This window comes from Nonomuraea glycinis, from assembly GCF_035920485.1.
In the GTDB taxonomy this organism is placed as follows: domain Bacteria; phylum Actinomycetota; class Actinomycetes; order Streptosporangiales; family Streptosporangiaceae; genus Nonomuraea; species Nonomuraea glycinis.
The window spans coordinates 9,390,827-9,411,515 of the sequence record NZ_CP109166.1; the positions used below are offsets into that span (position 1 = coordinate 9,390,827).

The 20,689-nt window shown below is 70.1% G+C and carries 16 protein-coding genes; 8 read left to right on the forward strand and 8 right to left on the reverse strand.

Features of this window, described 5'->3' with window-relative positions; translation table 11 throughout:
- Window positions 1-251: 251 nt before the first annotated feature.
- Complete coding sequence (locus OHA68_RS44245) at window positions 252-419, forward strand: hypothetical protein (protein WP_189140980.1); 168 nt, start codon at window positions 252-254, stop codon at window positions 417-419.
- Between the two features lie 45 nt (window positions 420-464).
- On the opposite strand, the gene OHA68_RS44250 is transcribed toward OHA68_RS44245, so the two are convergent.
- The 3 genes from OHA68_RS44250 to OHA68_RS44260 all read right to left on the reverse strand — a co-directional run bounded on the left by OHA68_RS44250 (window position 465) and on the right by OHA68_RS44260 (window position 3,502).
- The gene (locus OHA68_RS44250; protein ID WP_327105591.1) at window positions 465-1,088 is read right to left on the reverse strand and encodes a pyridoxamine 5'-phosphate oxidase family protein; all 624 of its coding nucleotides are present in this window, start codon (window positions 1,086-1,088) and stop codon (window positions 465-467) included.
- A gap of 52 nt (window positions 1,089-1,140) precedes the next feature.
- Window positions 1,141-2,238, reverse strand: a complete 1,098-nt coding sequence (locus OHA68_RS44255) for a PrsW family intramembrane metalloprotease (RefSeq protein WP_327105592.1) — start codon at window positions 2,236-2,238, stop codon at window positions 1,141-1,143.
- A gap of 64 nt (window positions 2,239-2,302) precedes the next feature.
- A complete protein-coding gene (locus tag OHA68_RS44260) occupies window positions 2,303-3,502 on the reverse strand; it encodes an amidohydrolase (protein WP_327105593.1) in 1,200 nt (399 codons plus the stop codon).
- Window positions 3,503-3,566: 64 nt separating this feature from the next.
- On the opposite strand from OHA68_RS44260, the gene OHA68_RS44265 reads away from it, so the two are divergent.
- Window positions 3,567-3,965, forward strand: a complete 399-nt coding sequence (locus OHA68_RS44265; protein WP_327105594.1) for an ester cyclase — start codon at window positions 3,567-3,569, stop codon at window positions 3,963-3,965.
- 80 nt (window positions 3,966-4,045) lie between these two features.
- Window positions 4,046-4,588: a TIGR03618 family F420-dependent PPOX class oxidoreductase gene (locus OHA68_RS44270; protein WP_327105595.1), complete on the forward strand. Its 543-nt coding sequence runs from the start codon at window positions 4,046-4,048 to the stop codon at window positions 4,586-4,588.
- Between the two features lie 48 nt (window positions 4,589-4,636).
- On the opposite strand, the gene OHA68_RS44275 is transcribed toward OHA68_RS44270, so the two are convergent.
- The 3 genes from OHA68_RS44275 to OHA68_RS44285 all read right to left on the reverse strand — a co-directional run bounded on the left by OHA68_RS44275 (window position 4,637) and on the right by OHA68_RS44285 (window position 9,223).
- On the reverse strand, window positions 4,637-7,453 hold the full coding sequence (locus OHA68_RS44275) for a vitamin B12-dependent ribonucleotide reductase (RefSeq protein ID WP_327105596.1): 2,817 nt from the start codon (window positions 7,451-7,453) through the stop codon (window positions 4,637-4,639).
- Window positions 7,450-7,905 (reverse strand): transcriptional regulator NrdR, encoded by a 456-nt coding sequence (gene nrdR, locus OHA68_RS44280; RefSeq protein ID WP_189140987.1) that lies wholly within the window; start codon window positions 7,903-7,905, stop codon window positions 7,450-7,452. The genes OHA68_RS44275 and nrdR overlap by 4 nt, the downstream gene beginning before the upstream one ends.
- 859 nt (window positions 7,906-8,764) lie before the next feature.
- Window positions 8,765-9,223, reverse strand: a complete 459-nt coding sequence (locus OHA68_RS44285) for a hypothetical protein (RefSeq protein WP_327105597.1) — start codon at window positions 9,221-9,223, stop codon at window positions 8,765-8,767.
- A 1,425-nt stretch (window positions 9,224-10,648) separates the two neighbouring features.
- Here OHA68_RS44285 and lexA point away from each other — a divergent pair.
- The 3 genes from lexA (at window position 10,649) to OHA68_RS44300 (ending at window position 13,213) form a co-directional block, all read left to right on the forward strand.
- Window positions 10,649-11,356 (forward strand): transcriptional repressor LexA, encoded by a 708-nt coding sequence (lexA, locus tag OHA68_RS44290; protein WP_225277532.1) that lies wholly within the window; start codon window positions 10,649-10,651, stop codon window positions 11,354-11,356.
- 185 nt (window positions 11,357-11,541) lie between these two features.
- Window positions 11,542-11,949 (forward strand): DoxX family protein, encoded by a 408-nt coding sequence (locus OHA68_RS44295; protein WP_327105598.1) that lies wholly within the window; start codon window positions 11,542-11,544, stop codon window positions 11,947-11,949.
- 151 nt (window positions 11,950-12,100) lie between these two features.
- Window positions 12,101-13,213, forward strand: coding sequence for a MalY/PatB family protein (locus OHA68_RS44300; protein ID WP_327105599.1), 1,113 nt, complete (start codon window positions 12,101-12,103; stop codon window positions 13,211-13,213).
- A 177-nt stretch (window positions 13,214-13,390) separates the two neighbouring features.
- Here the strand turns inward: OHA68_RS44300 and OHA68_RS44305 are convergent, their stop codons facing one another.
- Entirely contained in the window at window positions 13,391-16,540 is a 3,150-nt protein-coding gene (locus tag OHA68_RS44305; RefSeq protein WP_327105600.1) for a S41 family peptidase, read from the reverse strand.
- A gap of 173 nt (window positions 16,541-16,713) precedes the next feature.
- Here OHA68_RS44305 and OHA68_RS44310 point away from each other — a divergent pair, with 173 nt between their 5' ends.
- Both OHA68_RS44310 and OHA68_RS44315 read left to right on the forward strand, forming a co-directional pair.
- A complete protein-coding gene (locus OHA68_RS44310; RefSeq protein WP_189140992.1) occupies window positions 16,714-17,166 on the forward strand; it encodes a hypothetical protein in 453 nt (150 codons plus the stop codon).
- 33 nt (window positions 17,167-17,199) lie between these two features.
- On the forward strand, window positions 17,200-18,168 hold the full coding sequence (locus OHA68_RS44315) for a TIGR03557 family F420-dependent LLM class oxidoreductase (RefSeq protein ID WP_327105601.1): 969 nt from the start codon (window positions 17,200-17,202) through the stop codon (window positions 18,166-18,168).
- Window positions 18,169-18,195: 27 nt separating this feature from the next.
- Here the strand turns inward: OHA68_RS44315 and leuS are convergent, their stop codons facing one another.
- Window positions 18,196-20,649, reverse strand: coding sequence for a leucine--tRNA ligase (gene leuS / locus OHA68_RS44320; RefSeq protein WP_327105602.1), 2,454 nt, complete (start codon window positions 20,647-20,649; stop codon window positions 18,196-18,198).
- Window positions 20,650-20,689 lie beyond the last annotated feature (40 nt).

Here is a 20,689-nt window from a genome sequence, read left to right on the forward strand (position 1 = left end):
GCAACCCGTCGCCAAGTCGTTGTCAACCGGCGCGGCGCAGAGTGGGCCCCAGGGCGAGCGCCAGAGGGGGCAGACCATGAGACGCGTGAGAACCGTCAAGACGACGAGCAAGCGGCGTCCGGACCGGGACACGGATGTGGACCTGCGATCTCCGTCAGGCCGACGACTTCCCTACTGATCTGATCCTTACACCGAACATACAGGGGTATCTGTAGATAACATAGGTAACAGGATTATCACGGGGGGCTCACATGAACAGGCTGGTCGCGGTCGCACCGCGCGTTGTCAGGCACAAGGTCCGCGACATCGGCTCGGCGGACCGGCGCAGAACCGCCACCGACCCGAAGGTCGTCGACCTGCGCGCCTACAGCGGCCGTAACGTCATCCGCTTTCCCGGCGGTCCCACGCCCGCCGCGTAGGAACGTTCCAGGCCGGTCGGCGCCCCAGGCTGCGGGCGCCCGGCCTCAGCCGTAGAGCTTCATGCTGTAGGAGGCGTCGGCGTAGTAAGCCTCCAGGTCGGCCAGGGATTCCTCGGTCGCCTGCACGTCCTTGACGAGGGTGGCGTGCGAGGGCAGCGCGTCGGGGGCCCACGTGTCGGACTTCCAGAGCTTGCTGCGCATGAACGCCTTGCCACAGTGCAGGAAGATCTGCTCGATCTCCACGACGAGCGCCAGGGCCGGCCGGTTGCCCTTGACGATCATCTCGTCGAAGAACGGCGCCTCCCTGACCAGCCGGGCACGGCCGTTGATCCGCAGGGTCTCGTTGCGGCCGGGGACCACGAAGATCAGGCCGACCCGCGGGTTGGCCAGGATGTTGAGGAAGCCGTCGGCCCTGCGGTTGCCGGGGCGGTCCGGGATGGCGATCGTGCTGTCGTCGATGACGTACGTGAAACCGGCGGGGTCGCCCTTGGGCGAGACGTCGCACGTGCCGTCCGCGGCCGCGGTCGCGATCAGGCAGAACGGCGAGGCCGCCAGCCACTGCCGGTCACGCTCGTGCAGGCGCACCCGGTCCTTGGTGGCCGCCCGGGGCATCACCTCGCCCAGTAGTGCGCGCAGCTCGGACTCGGATTCGATCTCCACCCAGCTCATCTGATCTCCTTCGGGGGGACTGCCCCGATTATGTCAGCGCCGGGTCGGCCGGTCACCAGCGCCGGGCCCTCGCCATGGCCCCCAGCAGCGCGTCCCGCTCGGCCTCGAACCGCCCGGCGTCCATGCCCTCGCGCTCGGTGCGCAGGTGCAGCATGGTCAGCTCGGTGGCCGCCTGCTGATAGTCGCTCATCGCCCGGCCGAGCCTGGCGCGCCTGGCCCACTTACGGGCCGCCCGGCGGGCCGGAAGGGTGGACAGCATGCGGATGTCCGGCGGCGTGACCAGCCCGGTCTCCTCGTATCCGGGCAGGTAGACGGCCATCTTGGCGACGAAGTGCCGACGCTCCCTGACGGTGATCATGATCAGCCAGATGAGCACTGCCATGATCACCAGATACGCGATGCCGAGCGCCGGCAGCGACTCCATCGTGGCCGCGCCGTTCCACAGGCCGTGCAGCAGGACCGCGCCCAGGTAGCCGAGCGGGATCGCGGCGAAGCGGAAGGCGTTGCGGCGGGTCAGCGCGTAGGCGACGCCCACCCCGATCATCGAGGTGTAGACCGGGTGCCCCAGCGGGTCGATCAGCCCTCGGATGACGAAGAGCTGCACGGCCGCCTCCAGGCCGTCCTGCCCGTAGGCGAGCAGGTAGTAGCCGACGTTCTCCACGACGGCGAAGCCCAGCCCGGCCATCGAGGCGTACACGATGCCGTCGGTCAGCCCGTCGATCTCCCGCCTCCTGCGCAGGAGCAGCAGCAGCGCCGAGCCCTTGAGCGCCTCCTCGATCACCGGCGCCAGGAACACCGTGCCGGCCACGTCGACCTGCTCGGGCCCGTAGCCGGCCCGGGCGAAGAGCGCCTGCCCCGCCATCGTGAGCACGATCGCGAGGACCACCGCCACCCCCGCCCCCCAGGCGAACGCGAACAGCAGGTGGAGCTTCGGCTCCGGCTCCAGCCGGTCCAGTGAGAGCACCGCCGCCAGCAGCACCGGCAGCGGCGTCACCGCCAGCGCCGCCGACACCCCGAACCCGGCCGGGCCGCCCTCCAGCAGCAGGAACACCAGCACGACCAGGGCCAGCGCGCTGGAGATCACCAGGCAGATCAGCAACGCCTTGCTGGGGCGCTGATCGTGCGTCGACGTGGGGGGCGGAGCGGTCATCGCGAAGCCTTCCTTCGTTTCGGGCTCCCACTGTGACGTAACCGCATCGACGCTCGCTTGCCGATCACTTGCGGACCTCGCTGTAGTAGGGATCGACGGCCCCCTCCGGGTAGGCGTACACCGCCCGGCCCGACACGAACACCCGCAGCGCCCGGCTCATCACGTCGAGCGGATCACCCGACCAGATGACCACGTCACCGTCGAGCCCCGGCCGCAGCGCGCCCACCCGGTCGTCGATGCCCATGATGCGGGCCGGGTTGACGGTGATCGAGCGCAGCGCCTCCGCCGCGTCCAGCCCTTCCTTGACCGCGAGCGTGGCCTGGTGGACCAGGAAGTGGATGGGCACCACGGGATGGTCGGTGGTGATCGCCACCTCGACCCCGGCCCGGGCCAGGATGCCGGGGTTGCGCAGCGAGCGCTGCCGCAGCTCCACCTTCGACCGGCTGGTGAACAGCGGGCCGATGATGACCGGGACGCCGCGCTCGGCCAGCAGGTCGGCCAGCAGATGCCCCTCGGTGCCATGGTTGATCACCAGGCGGTAGCCGAACTCGTCGGCGAGCCGCAGCGCGGTCGCGATGTCGTCGGCCCGGTGCGTGTGCTGGCACCAGGGCAGCTCACCGTCGAGGACCCGGACGAGCACCTCCAGCGTGGCGTCCCGGTCGAACGGCTTGCCCTCCTCGCGGGCGGCGGCGCGCCTGGCCCGGTAGTCCTGGGCCTTCATGAACGCCTCGCGGATCACCGCGGCCACCCCCTGCCGGGTGGACGGCAGCTTCTTCTGGTCGCCGTACACGCGTTTGGGGTTCTCGCCGAGCGCGCTCTTGACGCTCACCGGCTCCCTGATCAGCATCTCGTCGACGGTCCTGCCCCAGGTCTTGATCGCGACCGTCTGCCCGCCGATCGGGTTGGCGGAGCCCGGCTTGATCACCGCCGTGGTGACGCCGCCGGACAGCGCGTCGGCGAAGCCCAGCTCCGCCGGGTTGATGGCGTCCAGGGCGCGCAGCCGGGCGCCGTTCGGGTCGGTCGTCTCGTTGGTGTCGCGGCCGGCCCAGCCCTCGGCCTCCTCGTACACGCCGAGATGGCCGTGCGCCTCCACGAACCCGGGCAGCACCCAGCCGCCCTCGGCGTCCACCACCGTGCAGTCCGGCGGCACCTCCACATCGCGGCCCACCTCGACGATCTTCCCGTCCCTGATCAGGACGGTGCCGTCGTCGATGGGGTCGCCGGCCACGGGGACCACGTACCCATGGGTGATCGCGAGATTCATGGCCCACAACCTATCTGCGCGACCCGGGACGTGAATGTGCGCGCCTGCCGGGTAGCCGGTCAAGATGATCGCCGAACTGTACGAACGCTGGCTGCTGGAGATGTGGAACGGGGACTTCCGGCTCGCGCACGACCTGGTCGGCCCCGGCTTCGTCGGTCACTGGCCGGGCGTGGACGTACGTGGGCCCGACGAGCTGATCGCGACGCTGGAGCAGGGGCACGCGCCGTTCTCCGGCGTCACGGTCACGCTCGACATGGGCCCGATCGTGGACGGGGCGACCGTGGCGGCGCGGTGGACGTTCGCGGGCTCCTACCGGGGCGGCCTGCCGGGCACGACCGTGCCGGAGGGCACCCGGATCGCCTTCAGCGGCCACGACATCCTCCGCGCCGAGGGTGACCGGTTCGCCGAATACTGGGTCATCTCCGACACCCAGCGCCTGTCCCAGCAACTCGGTATGGGCTGACCGCGCGCCTCCTGGCCAACGACTCGGCAGGGGCTGACTGCTCCTACTACTGTGGGTCGAAGGCGGATAAAGGAGGATGTGTGTCGTATGGTCCCGGGGCAGGCCCGGCCCCCCGCGCGCTCCAGGACACGGAGCTGGCCGACCTGCTCGCCCGGCAGCGCTTCGGCGCGCTCGCGACGCAGAAGAGCAGCGGCCGGCCGCACCTGTCCACCGTCGCCTACACCTGGGACCCCGAACGGCAGGTCGTCAGGATCTCCACCATCGCCGACCGCCTCAAGGTCCGCCAGCTCCAGCGTGACCCGCACGGCGCCCTCTACGTCGCTAGCGACGACTTCCGGTCCTACGCCGTGGCCGAGGGCGAGGCCGAGCTGTCACCGGTGAGCACCGAGCCCGGCGACGAGGCCGGCCTCGAACTCCTCGCCATGCAGCCGAACGCCCCCAGGGACCAAGAGGCATTTCTCCGGCAGATGGTGCACGACCGGCGGATGACCATCCGGCTCCAGGTCACCCGCCTGTACGGCACCGCGCTGGACGTCACCGGGGAAGCGGCGTCCGAGCCGTCCCCTTGGCCGTCGCCGGCGGCCGCCCCGCTCCAAGGTCTCGCGGGCCGGCCACCCTGGTGACCTCCCGGGGCAGTGCGCTCATCCGTGATTTCTCACCTGGACGCGAGATCAGCTGCAGCCGCTGGTGGAGCCGCAGCCCTCGCAGACGTAGCAGCTGCCCGCCGGGCGCATCTTCGTGCCGCACGTCATGCAGAGCGGCGCGTCCGCCGTGAAGCGCTGGTGGCTCTCCAGCGTCAGCTCCTTGACCGCCTCCGGCTTCGGCCGTTCCTCGATCGGCGCCGACTGGGCCAGCGCCTCGCGGTCGACCGACTCCTGCAGCGCCGACGGGTCCTCGCCGCGCTGCTGCGCCGCCCGCTCGGCCATCGAGAAGATCCCCAGCGCCGCCCGCTCGTCGTAGGGCAGGTGGTCCAGCGCCAGGCGGCGGAAGATGTAGTCCATCACCGAGGTCGCCATCCGGATGTCCGGGTCATCCGTCATGCCGGCGGGCTCGAAGCGCATGTTGACGAACTTGCTCATGTACGTCTCGAGCGGCACCCCGTACTGCAGGCCGATCGAGATCGCCACCGAGAAGGCGTCCATGACGCCCGCCAGCGTCGAACCCTGCTTGGACATCTTGAGGAAGACCTCGCCCAGCCCGTCGTCAGGGTAGGAGGAGGCCGTCATGTAGCCCTTGGCGCCGCCCACCGTGAACCGGGTCGTGGTGCTGGGCCGCTGGTTGGGCATCCGGCGCCTGGTCGGCCGGTTGACCTCGATGACCTTGACCTCGGGCTCCGGCTCGGCCTCGGCCTCGGCCGTCTTCGACTCGCTCTTCGTGCCGCCCACCGACAGCGGCTGGCCCACCTTGCAGTTGTCGCGGTAGACCGCGAGCGCCTTCAGCCCGAGCTTCCAGCCCTCCATGTAGACCTGCTCGATGTCGTCGATCGTCGCCGACTCCGGGAGGTTGACGGTCTTGGAGATCGCGCCGGACAGGAACGGCTGCGCGGCGGCCATCATCCGGACGTGACCCATGGGCGCGATGGCCCGCTCGCCCATCGCGCAGTCGAACACCTCGTAGTGCTCGGGCCGCAGGCTGGGGGCGTCCACCACGTGGCCGTGCTCGGCGATGTACTCGACGATGGCCTCGATCTGCTCCTGCTGGTAGTGCAGCTGCCTGAGCGCGCGCGGGATCGTCTGGTTGACGATCTGCATCGACCCGCCGCCGACGAGCTTCTTGAACTTGACCAGCGCCAGGTCCGGCTCGATCCCGGTCGTGTCGCAGTCCATCATCAAGCCGATGGTCCCCGTGGGGGCCAGCAGGCTCGCCTGGGCGTTGCGGTAGCCGTTCTTCTCGCCGGTCTTAAGGCACTCGGTCCACTGGCGGGTCGCCTCGGCGTGGATCTTGGCGTCCACGGTGCCGACCGTGCGCAGGTCGTCGTTGGCGGCGGCGTGCTTGCGCATGACCCGCTTGTGCGGCTCGGCGTTACGGGCATAACCGTCGTACGGCCCCACCACGCCGGCCAGTTCGGCACTGCGCCGGTAGGACACCCCGGTCATCAACGACGTGATCGCTCCGGCCACCGCACGGCCGCCGTCGGAGTCGTACGCGTGGCCGGTCGCCATGAGGAGCGCGCCCAGGTTGGCGTAGCCGATGCCGAGCTGGCGGTAGGCGCGGGTGGTCTCGCCGATCTTCTCCGTCGGGAAGTCCGCGAAGGTGATCGAGATGTCCATCGCGGTGATGATCAGCTCGGTCAGCTTGACGAAGCCGGCGATGTCGAAGGAGTTGTCGTCGTTCAGGAACTTCAGCAGGTTGATGCTGGCCAGGTTGCACGAGGAGTTGTCCAGGTGGACGTACTCGGAGCAGGGGTTGCTCGCGGTGATGCGGCCCGTTTCCGGGGTGGTGTGCCAGTCGTTGATCGTGTCGTCGTACTGCACGCCCGGGTCGGCGCACTCCCACGCCGCCTTGGCCATCTTGCGGAACAGCTCACGCGCGTCGACGGTCTCGATCACCTCGCCGGTCAGGCGGGCCCGCAGACCGAACGAGTCCCCCTTGCCGACCGCGCGCATGAACTCCTCGGAGACGCGCACCGAGTTGTTGGCGTTCTGGTACTGCACCGAGACGATGTCCTTGCCGCCCAGGTCCATGTCGAACCCGGCGTCCCGCAGCGCGCGGACCTTGTCCTCTTCGCGCGCCTTGGTCTCGATGAACTCCTCGATGTCCGGGTGGTCCACGTCGAGCACGACCATCTTGGCGGCCCGGCGGGTCGCGCCGCCGGACTTGATGGTGCCCGCGCTGGCGTCCGCGCCGCGCATGAACGACACCGGGCCGCTCGCCGTACCGCCGCTGGAGAGCAGCTCCTTGGACGAGCGGATGCGGGAGAGGTTGACCCCCGACCCGGAGCCGCCCTTGAAGATCACGCCCTCTTCCTTGTACCACTCCAGGATCGACTCCATCTGGTCGTCCACGGAGAGGATGAAGCAAGCGCTCACTTGCTGAGGTGACTGGGTTCCGACGTTGAACCAGACCGGGGAGTTGAAGGCGAAGACCTGATGGACCAGGGCGTGCTTCAGCTCGTGGTCGAAGATCTCGGCGTCCTCCTCACTGGCGAAGTAGCCGTGCTCCAGCCCCGTCCTGGTGTAGACGCCGACCACGCGGTCGACGAGCTGCTTCAGACTCCACTCGCGCTGCGGCGTGCCCACCGCGCCGCGGAAGTATTTGGTGGTCACGATGTTGGCCGCGTTGACCGACCAGAACTCGGGGAACTCGACGCCCCGCTGCTCGAAGTTGATCGACCCGTCGCGCCAGTTGGTCATGACAACGTCGCGGCGCTCCCATGTGATCTCGTCGTACGGGTGCACGCCGGGCGTGGTGAAGATCCGCTTCATCTTCAGGCCCTTGCGAGGACGCTTGCCCCCGCGCGCCACTGAACCACTGGACGTCTCCGTCATGACTCCCCCTTCTCCGCCTTCAACTGTTGGATCTCGGCCTCGAAATCCGCCAGACTTTCGAAACCGCGATACACCGATGCGAAACGCAAGTACGCCACCTCGTCGAGCTCGCGCAGCGGCCCGAGGATCGCCAGCCCCACCTCGTTGGCGGCGATCTCGGCCGCGCCCCTGGCCCGGATGGCCTCCTCGACGCTCTGACCCAGCTGGGCCAGGGAGTCCTCGCTCACCGGTCTGCCCTGACAGGCTCGCCGCACGCCCGCGACGACCTTCTCTCGCGAGAAGGGCTCGGTCACTCCGCTGCGCTTGTTCACCATCAGCAGTACGGTCTCCTGCGTGGTGAATCGTCGGCCACACTTGGAGCACGTCCGGCGACGCCTGATGGCGGCGCCGTCCTCGGTGGAGCGGCTGTCGATGACCCTGGTGTCGGGATGGCGGCAGAACGGACAGTGCACGCTTACGCCTCCTCGAACCGGGGCCACCACCGGCGCGAAACCCGCGTCACCATAGGCTCTCGCACGCGCCATGGCCTGCCATGGTGCGGTCGTCGAAACACTAGGTGTGGTGAACTACATCGGTGTAACTACTAGATGTTGTGGTCCAACCGTAGGAGGGTGCGAGCATGAACGCAAGTTGGAAAGCACCCCAACGCGGAACCCGCTGATCAACCCCAGCCTTCCCACTCGCCCCGGGCGTGTCGCCCCAGGCTCGGGCTCGCGTGTCACTCCGGTTGCTGCACGTCACGTCGGTGAATCCCGCTCACATACGGCTCGAACGTTCACTGCTGTCAAAGAGGTCCAGCACGTACGACCCAGCACCGGACACCGACTCAGCCCGGCATCGAGCCCGAACCACCTGACCACACCCTTGACACCGCACTCCCCTGAAGACCCTCCACCCAAGCCTCGCCCGCCCCGGTCGCGCTGGTTGATCCCGCACCGGTCGCGCTGGTTGATCCCGCCCCGGTCGCGCTGGTTGATCCGGTCCAGGGTCGGCTCGCGCCGGTCGGTCCGGTGGACGCGTGGCTCGCCGCCAAGATCCCGAGCCAGAACCCGGCGAGTGACAGCAGCGCCAAAGCCAGCACGAGCACGGCCCGGCCCCGGCGCGTGAGCCGCACCGGGGGCGTCCTGGGAGCCGCGCCCTGGAGGATGCCACGGCCTCCGACGGGGGCGTGCCGCCTGCCGCCCCTCCCACGAGAACCACCCACGCCTCGGACCGCCATCAGGTCATAGACCTCGGCACCGCTTCGAGAGGCGTCCACCAGCCCGGCCACACGGCTCTGACCCGAGGCTCTCCACGCCCTTCGGCGAGCCTTCACACCCGGGCGCCCACCGGACTTCGCCGAGTCACCGCCACGCCCGGCAGGCGTCTCTCCCCGGGCCGGCCGTCCACCATCCGCCATCTGGTCGTACGGCCCATCGCCGACCCGCTCACCCCGCCACCCCCCGGCCCGCCCGTCCTCACCCGCACGCCGCCGCCCGGCCCGCTCTTCCTTCGAGGTACGCCGCCGCCCGGCTCGCTCTTCCTTGGCAGTACGCCGCCCTCCGGCATGGTCGCCATCAGGCGCCCACAGCCCTTCCTCCTTGGCCAAACGCCGCCCACCAGCTCGATCGCCGTCGGGTACCCGCAGCCCGGCCCGCTCATCCCCTGCCACACGCCGCCCTCCGCCCCCCGCACCGTCGCGCACCCGCACCCCGGATCGCTCATCTCCGGCCACACGCCGCCTTCCGACCGCCTCGCCTCCGCGCGCCCGCACTCTGGCCCGCTGATCATTGGTACGCCTTGGCGCCTCAAGCCGTTCATCGTCCGTCCGGCGTGACCCTGTCCGCACGTCGTCACGCGCGCGGGCCCCGACTCGCGCATCCCGCACGCGCACACCGGCCGCCTGATCCGCACGCGCAGGCCACAGCCTGGCCGACGGCGACGGGGAGGGGGACAGCGATGGGGAGGGCGATGAGGACGAAGACAGCGATGACGATGACGGGAAGGTGTCAGAGTCCGCGCGAGGCGAAGGCACGAGCCGCAAGCGAGGCCTACCAGCCGGTGCCGCCCGGCGGGCGCCCAGCCCCTTCGACGGGTCCCTTCCCATCCGAGCACCGCTCCGCGCTGCCGGCCTTCCGGCCTCCGCATCCCCATCCCTCCGAACCTCGGCGTGAGGGTCAGCGTCATCCGCAACGTCGTGGCGACTCTCCCCCGGCGACTCCTCGTCGCCTGGCGCGCCATCCCTCGGCCCCCGCTCGCCCAAAGCGCCCCCGCTCGTGACACGCTCGCCCCACACACCCTCACTCGGAGCATCCTGACCCCGAACGCCCCCACCCGAAACGTTCAGACCCAAAACTGTCACGGGTGTAAAGCCCACGACACGAACCCTCCCAGCCGGCGCCCCCGAGACCCCGGCCCCTGAAACTGCCGCTGCCGCTGCCGAAATCTCTGACCCCGAGATCCCCAACTCCGAAGCCCCCGTTTCCACACGCCCCGAACCCGGGACTCCCGGTCCTGAGTCCCTCGGCTCCGCAACGCCTGAGGGCGTGCCCCCCGGACCTGCGATCCCCATCGCTGTAACTCCTCCTCCGGCAACTCCCGAACCCCGAACGCCTGCTTTCGCAACCCCCCTTCTCGGGACGGTCGCTCCTGGGGTGGCCTCTCGGACGAAGTCCCCGGCAGGGTGCGCCCTGCCGTCGCTCTCAGGGCTCGCGCGCCGTGGGCCGTCACCGTGGGTGACATCCGCCCCTGCGCGCCTCCCGTGGGTGGTGTCAAGGTCCGTGGCTTCGTCCTGTTTCCGCCCATCTGCGGAACTCGAACACGTGGCCGCCATATCACCTGAAATATCGCCCGTACAGACACGCGTCTGGTCTTGATCGGGAATGTCCGCGCAACCGCCCCTCCGCTGGACAGTTTCCATCACGAGGGTGAGGCACTTGACGTCGCCGCTGGCCAGGTCTGTGATTGTGGTCGCTCGCACGATTGACCTCCCGCCGTCGTGACCCGAGAAACGCCACATAAAGATCGGCAAATCGAACACGATGTCGATCGAACTCCCGTACGATGTTGTACACCACGCTGCAAGCAATTTCGAGGAAGACTCGAACAATTGTTTGAAAATGATCTTCAACAGCGATACGGTCGCTGTGTGCGACATCAGGACCACGGACCGGGAGGTCTGCCGGTGAGGCAGGCCGTCGGGCGAGGAGGCAGAGCATGAGCGAGCGGGATGACGCAAACGGGGTCGCGGACCTCGCGGTGCGCCGACGTGACTCCCTGGGATTGACCCCCAGGCAGCGCAAGATCCTCGAGGTGATTCGCGAGTCGGTGCAACGGCGCGGCTATCCGCCCTCCATGCGTGAGATCGGCGAGGCCGTGCAGCTGACCAGCACGTCGAGCGTGTCGCACCAGTTGACCGCCTTGCAGCGCAAGGGCTATCTGCGCCGTGACCCGCACCGCCCGCGTGCGTTGGAGGTTCGCCTGCCGGGCGAGCCGGTGCTCTGGGTCGACCCCGACGCCAGCAATGACGAGACCCCGATCAACAGGCCCACCGCCGCTTATGTTCCGCTGGTGGGTCGCATCGCCGCCGGTGGCCCGATCTTGGCCGAGGAGAGCGTGGAGGACGTCTTCGCCCTCCCCAAGCAACTCGTCGGCGAGGGCACGCTCTTCCTCCTGCAGGTCGCCGGTGACTCCATGATCGACGCCGCCATCGCCGACGGTGACTGGGTCGTGGTCCGCCAGCAGCCGGTGGCGGAGAGCGGTGACATCGTGGCCGCCATGATCGAGGGCGAGGCCACGGTCAAGACCTTCAAGCGCAAGGACGGCCACGTCTGGCTGGTCCCCCACAACGCCAATTACGAGCCGATCCCCGGCGACGAGGCCAGCGTCCTGGGCAAGGTCGTGGCAGTCCTCCGCCGCCTCTGACCCACCCAAGCCCCACCTGCTGGCGCCGGCCCGGGTGACGCCCCGGCACGGTGCGACTGAGAGTCGCACCGTGCCCGGCCTGCGAAGGTACGGCGATACTTCCGGGGCGCCCTGCACCTAGGTGCACCCCCATCCGGCACTTAGCGTGATTCCTCGGGTGAACCCCGCTCCGTAACGTCGCCGGTATGACACTCATCGAAGCGAAAGACCTCCCCAAACGTCGCGCACGCAACATCGCTCTCTGGGTGCTTCAAGTGCTCACCGCCGGCCCGCTCCTCCTGGCGGCGGCCGCCAAGTTGACCGGCGCCGAACCGTCCGCCTCTACCTTCGAGGCGATCGGATGGGGCGACTGGTTCCGCAATCTGGTGGGCCTTCTTGAGATCGCTGGGGTCGTGGCGCTGTTCGTCCCCTTGCTGGCGGGTCTCGCCGCGCTGGCGTTCGTCGGGCTGATGGCCGGTGCCGTCGTGACAGAAGCGTTCGTGACCGGTGGCGGTGTGGTCATGCCGCTGGTACTGCTCATGCTGTCCGCAGCGATCGCCTGGGGCCGCCGAGCCAGCATCACCCGACTGCGAGCACTGGCCACCCAGCACTGACACGCCATCGCCCGACTGCGGGGCATCGGGCGTCGGCGGGCCGATGCCCCGCAGCCGGGCATCGGGCGCCGGCGGCCGGCCATGCACCCTACGTGGGGTCAGGGGTAGACCGCTTCAAGGGGGCTTATCCCGGTATTTCTAGACTGAGTGGGTGAGCGACGCATTTGTGGGCGCAAATCTGAAGTCGACCAACGATGGACTCAAGTGGGCCAAGGCCGGGCCCGACGTCATCCCGGCCTGGGTCGCCGACATGGACCTGCCCACCGCCCCAGCGGTGATCGAGGCGCTGCACCGCCGCGCCGGCGGCGACCTCGGCTATCCCTCCTGGCTCGAGCAGCCGACGGGCGGCCCGCTGGCGGAGGCGTTCGCCGGGCGGATGGCCGCCAGATACGGCTGGAGCCCGGACCCGGCGCTGGTGCGCCCCTTCTCCGACATCAACCAGGCACTCCAGGTGCTGCTCCACGTCTGGACCGAACCGGGTGACACGGTGGCCGTGCACACCCCGGCCTACCACCCGTTCCTCGGCACGCTGGAGTCGATGCGCCGCCCGCTACGCCCCATTCAGGCCCGACCGGACGGCGATTCGTGGCGGTTCGAGGTGCCGGATCTGGCCGGGTGCAAGGTGCTGCTGCTGGTCAACCCGCACAATCCCACCGGCAGGGTCTTCACCCGCGAGGAGTTGGCGGAGCTGGCCGAGCTCGCCGAGCGGCACGACCTGATGGTCATCGCCGACGAGATCCACGCCGATCTGGTGTACGGTCCGGAACGCCACATCCCGTTCGCCACCATCCTCCCGGACCGCACCGTCACCCTGACCTCGGCCACGAAGGCGTTCAACCTGGGCGGCATCCGGTGCTCGGTGGCGCACGTCAGCGCGCCGGGGGTGCTGAAGGCACTCGACGCCCAGCCGCCCTTCCTGTTCGGCTCGCCGAGCGTGCTCGGTGTGGAGGCGACGGTCGCGGCCTGGCTGCACGGCGACGCCTGGCTTGACGAGACCCGCGCCCTGCTGGACCGCAACCGGCGCACGATCGCCGCACGCCTGCCCGACGAGGTGACGTACCGGATCCCGCAGGCCACCTATCTGGCGTGGCTCGACTACGGCCGCACGGGCATGGCCGAGGTCCTGGAAGAGAAGGCCAAGGTGCTGCTCAGCGACGGTGCCGCGTTCGGGCCGGGCGGCGAGACGTACGTACGGCTGAACTTCGCCACCACCGAGCCCGTCCTGGACGAGCTGCTGCGGCGGATCGCGACGACGGAGCTGTGACGCCCGCAGGCCCCCCGTGCGGAAGATCCGCGCGGGGGGCCTGGCGTCCACGTCAGCGCGGCCAGGCCAGGCCAGGCCAGGCCGGGCCGGGCCGGGACCGTAGGCGCGGCCAGGCCGGGCCGGGACCGTAGGGAGAGGCCGACGGATGTCAAAGCGGGAGAGCCGCTCAAGAGGGGCCTACCGCAGGGGTGGGAGGTCCGGAGGGGTGGCCGCGGGACGTTCCTCCAGGGCGGCGAGGGCGAGTTCGATGGCCTTGTCCAACTGCGGGTCGCGGCCGGCGACCCGGTCGTGCGGCGCCATGACCACCTCGACGTCCGGGTCGACGCCGTGGTTCTCCACGCCCCAGCCGTGGCCTTCCAGCCAGAAGGAGTAGCGGGGCTGGGTGACGACGGTGCCGTCCACCAGGGAGTAGCGCGAGTCGATGCCGATCACGCCGCCCCAGGTGCGCACGCCGACGAGGGGGCCGATGGCGCGGTTCTTGATGCCGGCGCTGACGATGTCGCCGTCGGAGCCGGCGAACTCGTCGGTGACGGTGACGATGGCGCCGCGCGGCGAGTCCCCGGGGTAGCGCATGGGCTCGTAGCCGCGCACCCGGGTCCAGCCGGTGACCCGCCGCGACAGCTTCTCCAGCACGAGCTCGGAGATGTGCCCGCCGCTGTTCTCGCGTACGTCCACGACGAGCCCTTCGAAGGCCATCTCGGTACGCAGGTCGCGGTGGAACTGCGCCCAGCCGGAGGCCACCATGTCGGGCACGTGCAGGTAGCCGAGCCTGCCTCCGGACTCCTGCCTGACGTGGGCGCGGCGGCCTTCGACCCAGTCGTGGTAGCGCAGCCGGGTCTCGTCGGCGATCGGGGTGACCACGACCTTGCGCGGGTCGCCGCCCGTCGCCGGCCGTACGGTCAGCTCGACGGGCTGGTCGGCGGTGCCCGCCAGGAGAGGCAGGGGGCCGTGGGTGGCGTCGACGGGACGCCCGTTCACGGCGGTGAGGGCGTCGCCCTCGCGTACGGCGACGCCGGGGGCGAGCAGCGGCGAGCGGGCGCCGTGGTCGGACGACTCGCCCGGCAGGATGCGCTCGACGCGCCACACGCCGTCGGGGTCGCGGGTGAGGTCGGCGCCGAGCAGGCCCTGGCGGCGGCGCGGGTCGAGGTGCCCGCCACCGGCGATGGCGTAGGCGTGCGAGGTGCCGAGCTCGCCCTGCACCTCCCAGAGCAGGTCGATCAGCTCGGAGTGGGTGCCGAGGCGCTCGACGAGGGGCGCGTAGCGGTCGAGCGCGCCCTGCCAGTCGACGCCGTTCATGTCCTCGCGCCAGAAGTGGTCGCGCATGAGCCGTCCGGCTTCGTGGTAGCCCTGCCGCCACTCGGCGACGGGGTCGAGCTGGACGGCGACCCGGTCGAGGTCGATGCCGACCACGTCGTCGCCTTCGGTGGCGGGGCGGGTCTGCAGGCCGTTCTTGCCGTTGACGACGAGCCGGGTGCCGTCGCCGCTGACCTCGAAGGCCTTGAACTCCTTGCCGAGCTCGGACTTGGCGCGCTTCTTGAGGTCGTAGCGCTCCAGGACGGTCTCGCGGGTGGTCTCGCTGCCGTCGCCGAGCCGGCCGGTGAGGGGGTGGCGCAGCCAGATCAGCGCGTCCTTGGCGGTGCGCAGGTTGCCGTAGTTGGCGGCGGGCACCGGGACCGGCACCACCCGGGACTGCAGCCCTTCGGGGTCGACCTCGGTGCGCGGCGGGGCGTCGTCCTTCTGCTTGTCGTCCGCCGGCGGCTGGTCGTCCTCGCCGTTGAAGCCGCGCCCCTGCAGGCTCGGGTCGAACGGGGAGGGCGTGGTGGCGCGCAGGGGCACCAGGTACGGCCGGCAGCCGGTGGGGAACGACAGGTCGAACACGTGCGCGTCGTAGACCGGGTCGAACGTCCGGACCGACAGGAACGCCAGGTGCTTGCCGTCCTTGGTGAAGACGGGACCGTAGTCGGAGAAGCGCAGCGGGGTCACCTCGATCGACGAGGTGCCGTCGACGCGCCCGATCTTGATCTGGGACAGGGGTTCCTGGTGCGGGTGCACCCAGGCCAGCCAGGCCGAGTCGGGCGAGAACGTCAGCCCGCTGATGTCGCCGTGCGCGGTGCGGTCGAGCTGCCGGAGCTGCCCGCTCTCCAGGTCGACGGCGAGCAGCCGCCCGTCGTGGGTGGCGACGGCGGCGTGTTTGCCGTCCGGTGAGGCGGCCAGGTCGAGGACGCGGCCGAGCTCGCCGGCGGCCAGGGTGCGGATCTCGCCGCCGGGGGTGCCGATCTCCAGGCCGTCCTCGCCACTGGCGTCGGACACCCACAGGGCGCGGCCGTCGGCGTCGAGGGCGCGCGGCAGCCGTACCCTGACGCCGGGCTGGACGCGCAGCGCGCCGGCGGGGCCGTCGCGGTGGGTGAGCCAGTGAGCGGTGCCGCGGATCTCCACGGCGCTGGCCCGCCCGGTGGCGTCGGGTGAGAAGGAGCCGACGCGGGCGGGCGCGGGCTTCCTGGCGCGGGCGGGGCGGGGGCCGCTGAGGTTGACGTCCAGCGGGTACGGCTCGGCGTCCAGGCTCTCCAGCAGCCACAGGTCGCCGGCGTGGCCGTAGATGACGCGCTCGCCGTCGGTGCTGGCGTGGCGGGCGTAGAACTCGTCGTGGGTGCTGTGGCGGCGCAGGTCGGAGCCGTCGGGCAGGCACGAGTAGAGGTTGCCGGTGCCGTCGGTGTCGGCGAGGAAGGCGATTCTGTCGCCCACCCACATGGCGGCCCAGTGCTGGGCGGCGTTGTCGGCGAACAGGCGGGTGAACTCGCCGGAGCCGTCGGCGTCGACCCAGATCTTGCCGGCCGTGCCGCCCCGGTAGCGCTTCCAGCTCGACGGCTCGCGGAACATCGGCGACACGGTGACCACGCGGTCGCCGCTGGTGGACAGGTCGCTCACCCATCCGTACGGCAGGCGGGTCGCGGGGCCGCCGTCGAGCGGGATGTCGTGCGCCCAGGTTCTGATGCGACTGCTCTGGCCGGTGGCGCTGACCGCGCGCACCCGCCCGTCGGCGCTCCAGCCGCGCACCTGCGTGGTCTGGGTGCCCCAGTACGTCAGCCGTTCGCCCTGCGAGCCGTCGAGCTCGGCGGCGAACACCTCGGAGGCGCCTTCGCGGCTGCTCGTCCAGGCGAGGTGGCCGCCGTCGGGGGAGAATCTCGGGTTCGACACGGGGGTCCGGTCGGCGGTGAACCTCCAGGCCCGGCCGCCTGTCACGGGGGCGAGCCAGACGTCGTCGTCGGCCACGAAGGCGACCAGGTCACCATATAGATGGGGGTATCTCAGGTAAGCGCCAGTTGTCACAGCTGAACCCTAATAGCAGGTCTCGTCATGGGCTCATCAAATTCTTGCTCTCCGGGCCGCGAGCCGGGGCGGCGACGCCCTGAAGTCTCCGTCAAGACCACCACCAGCGCGGATATGACGAAATGTCGCGGGAAGGGGCATGGTGTCCTGTTTTTTAGGCATGTGAGGCATTCATGAGAGTCATGACACGAGCCCACCAGATCCCGCTCCGGGTGGCGGCCGGGGCCTTCTGCCTGAACTCCGGCCTGGGCAAGCACGAAGCCGAGGAGCCGGTCGCCGCCGGCGTGCACGGCATGGCCGCCGGCACCTACCCCTTCCTGGCCGGGCACGACCCGCAGCGGTTCACCCGGCTGCTGGCGAAGGCCGAGATCGCACTGGGCGCCGCCCTGCTGATCCCGGTGGTGCCGTCACTGGTGGCCGGGGCCGCGCTCACCGCGTTCGCGGGCGGGCTGGTCGGCCTGTATCTCCGGACGCCGGGCATGCGCGAGGAGGGCAGCCTCCGGCCCACCCAGGCGGGCATCGGCCTGGCCAAGGACGTGTGGTTGCTGGGCATCGGGCTCAGCCTGGTGCTGGAGGAGATCGGCGACCGCGGCCCCCGCCCGGCACTGATCTACGACTGCCCATAGCTAACCAGGGCGAAGTCGGGTAGCTCGGACACCATGCCAGAATTCGGCTACACCCTGATGTGCGAACAGACCTCCGCCCGCCGGCTGGTGGACTTCGCCGCCATGGCGGAGCGAGCCGGCTTCGACTACGCGGTCATCTCCGACCACTACTTCCCGTGGCTGGAGGAGATGGGCCACTCGCCGTACGCCTGGTCGGTGCTCGGCGCCGTCGCGCAGGCCACCGAACGCCTGCCCCTGATGACCTACGTGACCTGCCCGCTCATGCGCTACCACCCGGTCGTGGTGGCGCAGAAGGCCGCCACCATGGGCGAGCTCACCCAGGGCCGCTTCGCCCTCGGCCTCGGCGCGGGCGAGAACCTGAACGAGCACGTGATCGGCGAGGGCTGGCCCTCCGTCGACACCAGGCACCGCATGCTCGACGAGGCGGTACGGATCATCCGCGAGCTGTTCGGCGGCGGCTACGTCACCTTCCAGGGCGAGTTCTACGACGTGGACTCGGCCAAGCTGTACGACCTGCCCGACTCGCCGGTCCCGATCGGCATCGCCGCCTCCGGCGGCGCCTCGGCGCGGCTCGCCGCGGAGTACGGGGACATCCTGGTCATCAACGAGCCGATGCCGGAGGTGGTGGAGCGCTTCAGGGCGGCCGGCGGCGCGGGCAAGCCGGTGTACGGCCAGCTCGCCCTGTCCTACGACACCGACGCCGAAGCCGCCAAGGAACGCGCCCACCGCCTGTGGCGCTGGTCGGCGGTGGGCGGCTGGAAGGTCATGGCCGAGCTGCCCGGCCCGGTCAACTTCGAGGCCGCCGCCGGCACCGTACGACCGGATGACGTCGCGCGGAGCGTGCCGTGCGGCGACGACGTGGACGCGGTCGTCGAGGCGGCCAGAAAGTACGTCGAGGCGGGTTTCACCCACCTCGCGCTCGTGCAGATCGGCGCCGACCAGCAGGAGCCGTTCTTCGGCTGGGCCCAGGAGAAACTGCTGCCCGCGCTGCGCCGCCTGTGAGGGCAGCGCAGCACCTCGACGCGGAGGTCAGGGGACGATGTTGACCAGCTTCGGGGCACGCACGATCACCTTGCGGGGCTCGCCCGACAGGTGGCCCTGGACCTTCTCCGAGGCCAGGGCCAGCGCCCGCAGCTCCTCCTCGGAGACGTCGGGCGAGACCTCCAGCCGGTCGCGCACCTTGCCCGCCACCTGCACGACGCAGGTGACCGACTCCCGCACCAGCAGCGCCGGGTCGGCGACCGGCCAGCCCGCCCTGGCCACGGTGCCGCCGGTGTGACCCAGCCGCTCCCAGCCCTCCTCGGCGGTGTACGGCGCCACCAGCGACAGCATGACCGCCAGCGTCTCCGCGGCCTCACGCACCGCCGGGTCGGCCGCGCCGGGGCCGGAGTCGATCGCCTTGCGGGCGGCCGACGTCAGCTCCATCAGGCGGGCCACCGCGACGTTGAAGCGGTAGGAGTCCAGCAGCTTGGTGACCTCGTCGATGGTGTGGTGGGTGGCCTTGCGCAGCGCCAGGTCACCACCGTCGTAGGAGACTCCGGGCGGGCTCGCCACCTCGTCCATGACGCGGAAGGCGCGGGCCAGGAACTTCTGCGACGCGGCCGGTGACAGGTCGGCCCAGTCGATGTCGTCCTCGGGCGGCCCAGCGAACACCATGGTCAGGCGGACCGCGTCGACGCCGAAGTCGTCGATCTGCCGGCCCAGGTCCACCCCGTTGCCCAGGGACTTGGACATGGCCTTGCCGCCGTTGATCACCTGCCCCTGGTTGAGCAGCCGCCGGAACGGCTCGGTGAAGCTCACCATGCCCATGTCGTGCAGGACCTTGGTGAAGAAGCGCGCGTACAGCAGGTGCAGCACCGCGTGCTCGACGCCGCCGACGTATTGGTCGATCGGGCCCCACTTGCGGACCTGCTCGACGTCGAACGGGCCGTCGGTGTAGCCGGGCGAGCAGTAACGCAGGAAGTACCACGAGGAGTCGACGAAGGTGTCCATCGTGTCGGTGTCGCGCTTAGCGGCACCGCCGCACTTGGGGCACTCGACGTTGACCCACTCGGTGGCGCTGGCCAGTGGGGAGACGCCCTTGGGGGACAGGGCCTCGCCGCGCAGGTCGGGCAGGGTGACGGGCAACTGCTCGTCGGGGACGGGCACCTCGCCGCAGTCGGGGCAGTGGATGATCGGGATCGGCGTGCCCCAGAACCGCTGCCTGGACAGCAGCCAGTCGCGCAGCCGGAAGTTGACCGTGCCCTCTCCCCTGCCGTCGACCTCCAGGATGTCGATGATCTTGGCGATGGCCTCGGTCTTGGTCAGGCCGTCCAGCGGGCCGGAGTTGACCAGCTTGCCCTCACCGGGGGTGGCGACGCCGGTCTCGCCCGGGTCGGCCAGGCCGGTGTGCACGACGACCTTCACCGGCAGCTCGAACTTGACGGCGAAGTCCAGGTCGCGCTGGTCGTGCGCGGGGACGGCCATGATGGCGCCGTGGCCGTAGTCGGACAGGACGTAGTCGGCGGCCCAGACCGGGATGCGCTCGCCGTTGACCGGGTTGATCGCGTGGCGGCCCAGGAAGACGCCGGACTTGTCCTTGTCGGTGGACAGCCGCTCGATGTCGCTGAGCTTGGCGACCTCGGCGCGGTAGGCCTCGAAGGCCGGCCGCTGCTCGTCGGTGACGATCTCCTCGGCCAGCGCGGCGTCCACCGCGACCACGAAGAAGGTGGCGCCGAACAGGGTGTCGGGGCGCGTGGTGTAGACGTGGACCGGCTCGTCGCGGCCCTCGATCTCGAACAGCACGTCGGCGCCCTCGGAGCGGCCGATCCAGTTGCGCTGCATGGTCATCACGCGCTCGGGCCAGCCGCCCTCCAGCTGGTCCATGTCGTCCAGCAGCCGCTGCGCGTAGTCAGTGATCTTGAAATACCACTGCGTCAGCTCGCGCCTGATCACGTCGGCGCCGCAGCGCTCGCACTTGCCGGCCACGACCTGCTCGTTGGCCAGCACCGTCTGGTCGTTGGGGCACCAGTTGACCAGGCCGCCCTTGCGGTAGGCCAGGCCGCGCTCGAAGAACCGGTTGAACAGCCACTGGTTCCACCGGTAGTAGTCGGGGTCGCTGGTGTGCAGGCGGCGCGACCAGTCGAAGGAGACGCCGTAGCGCTTGAAAGAGGTGGCCTGCGTCTCGATGTTGGCGTAGGTCCACTCTGCGGGGTGCGCGTTGCGCTTGATCGCGGCGTTCTCCGCGGGCAGGCCGAAGGAGTCCCAGCCGATCGGGTGCAGGACGTTGTAGCCCTGCTGGAACCAGTAGCGCGAGACCACGTCGGCGATCGCGAACACCTCGCCGTGGCCCATGTGGAGGTCGCCCGAGGGATAAGGGAACATGTCGCACACATAGCGCCGCTCCCGGGTGTCGGCGGCGTCCTCGCTCGCCCGGAACGGATCCAGCTCCTCCCATCGCTGCTGCCACTTGGCCTGCAGCGCTTGCGGGTCGTACTCACTCACGGCGGTCGTCCTTCTGATTGACTCGGACCCATAAGAAAAC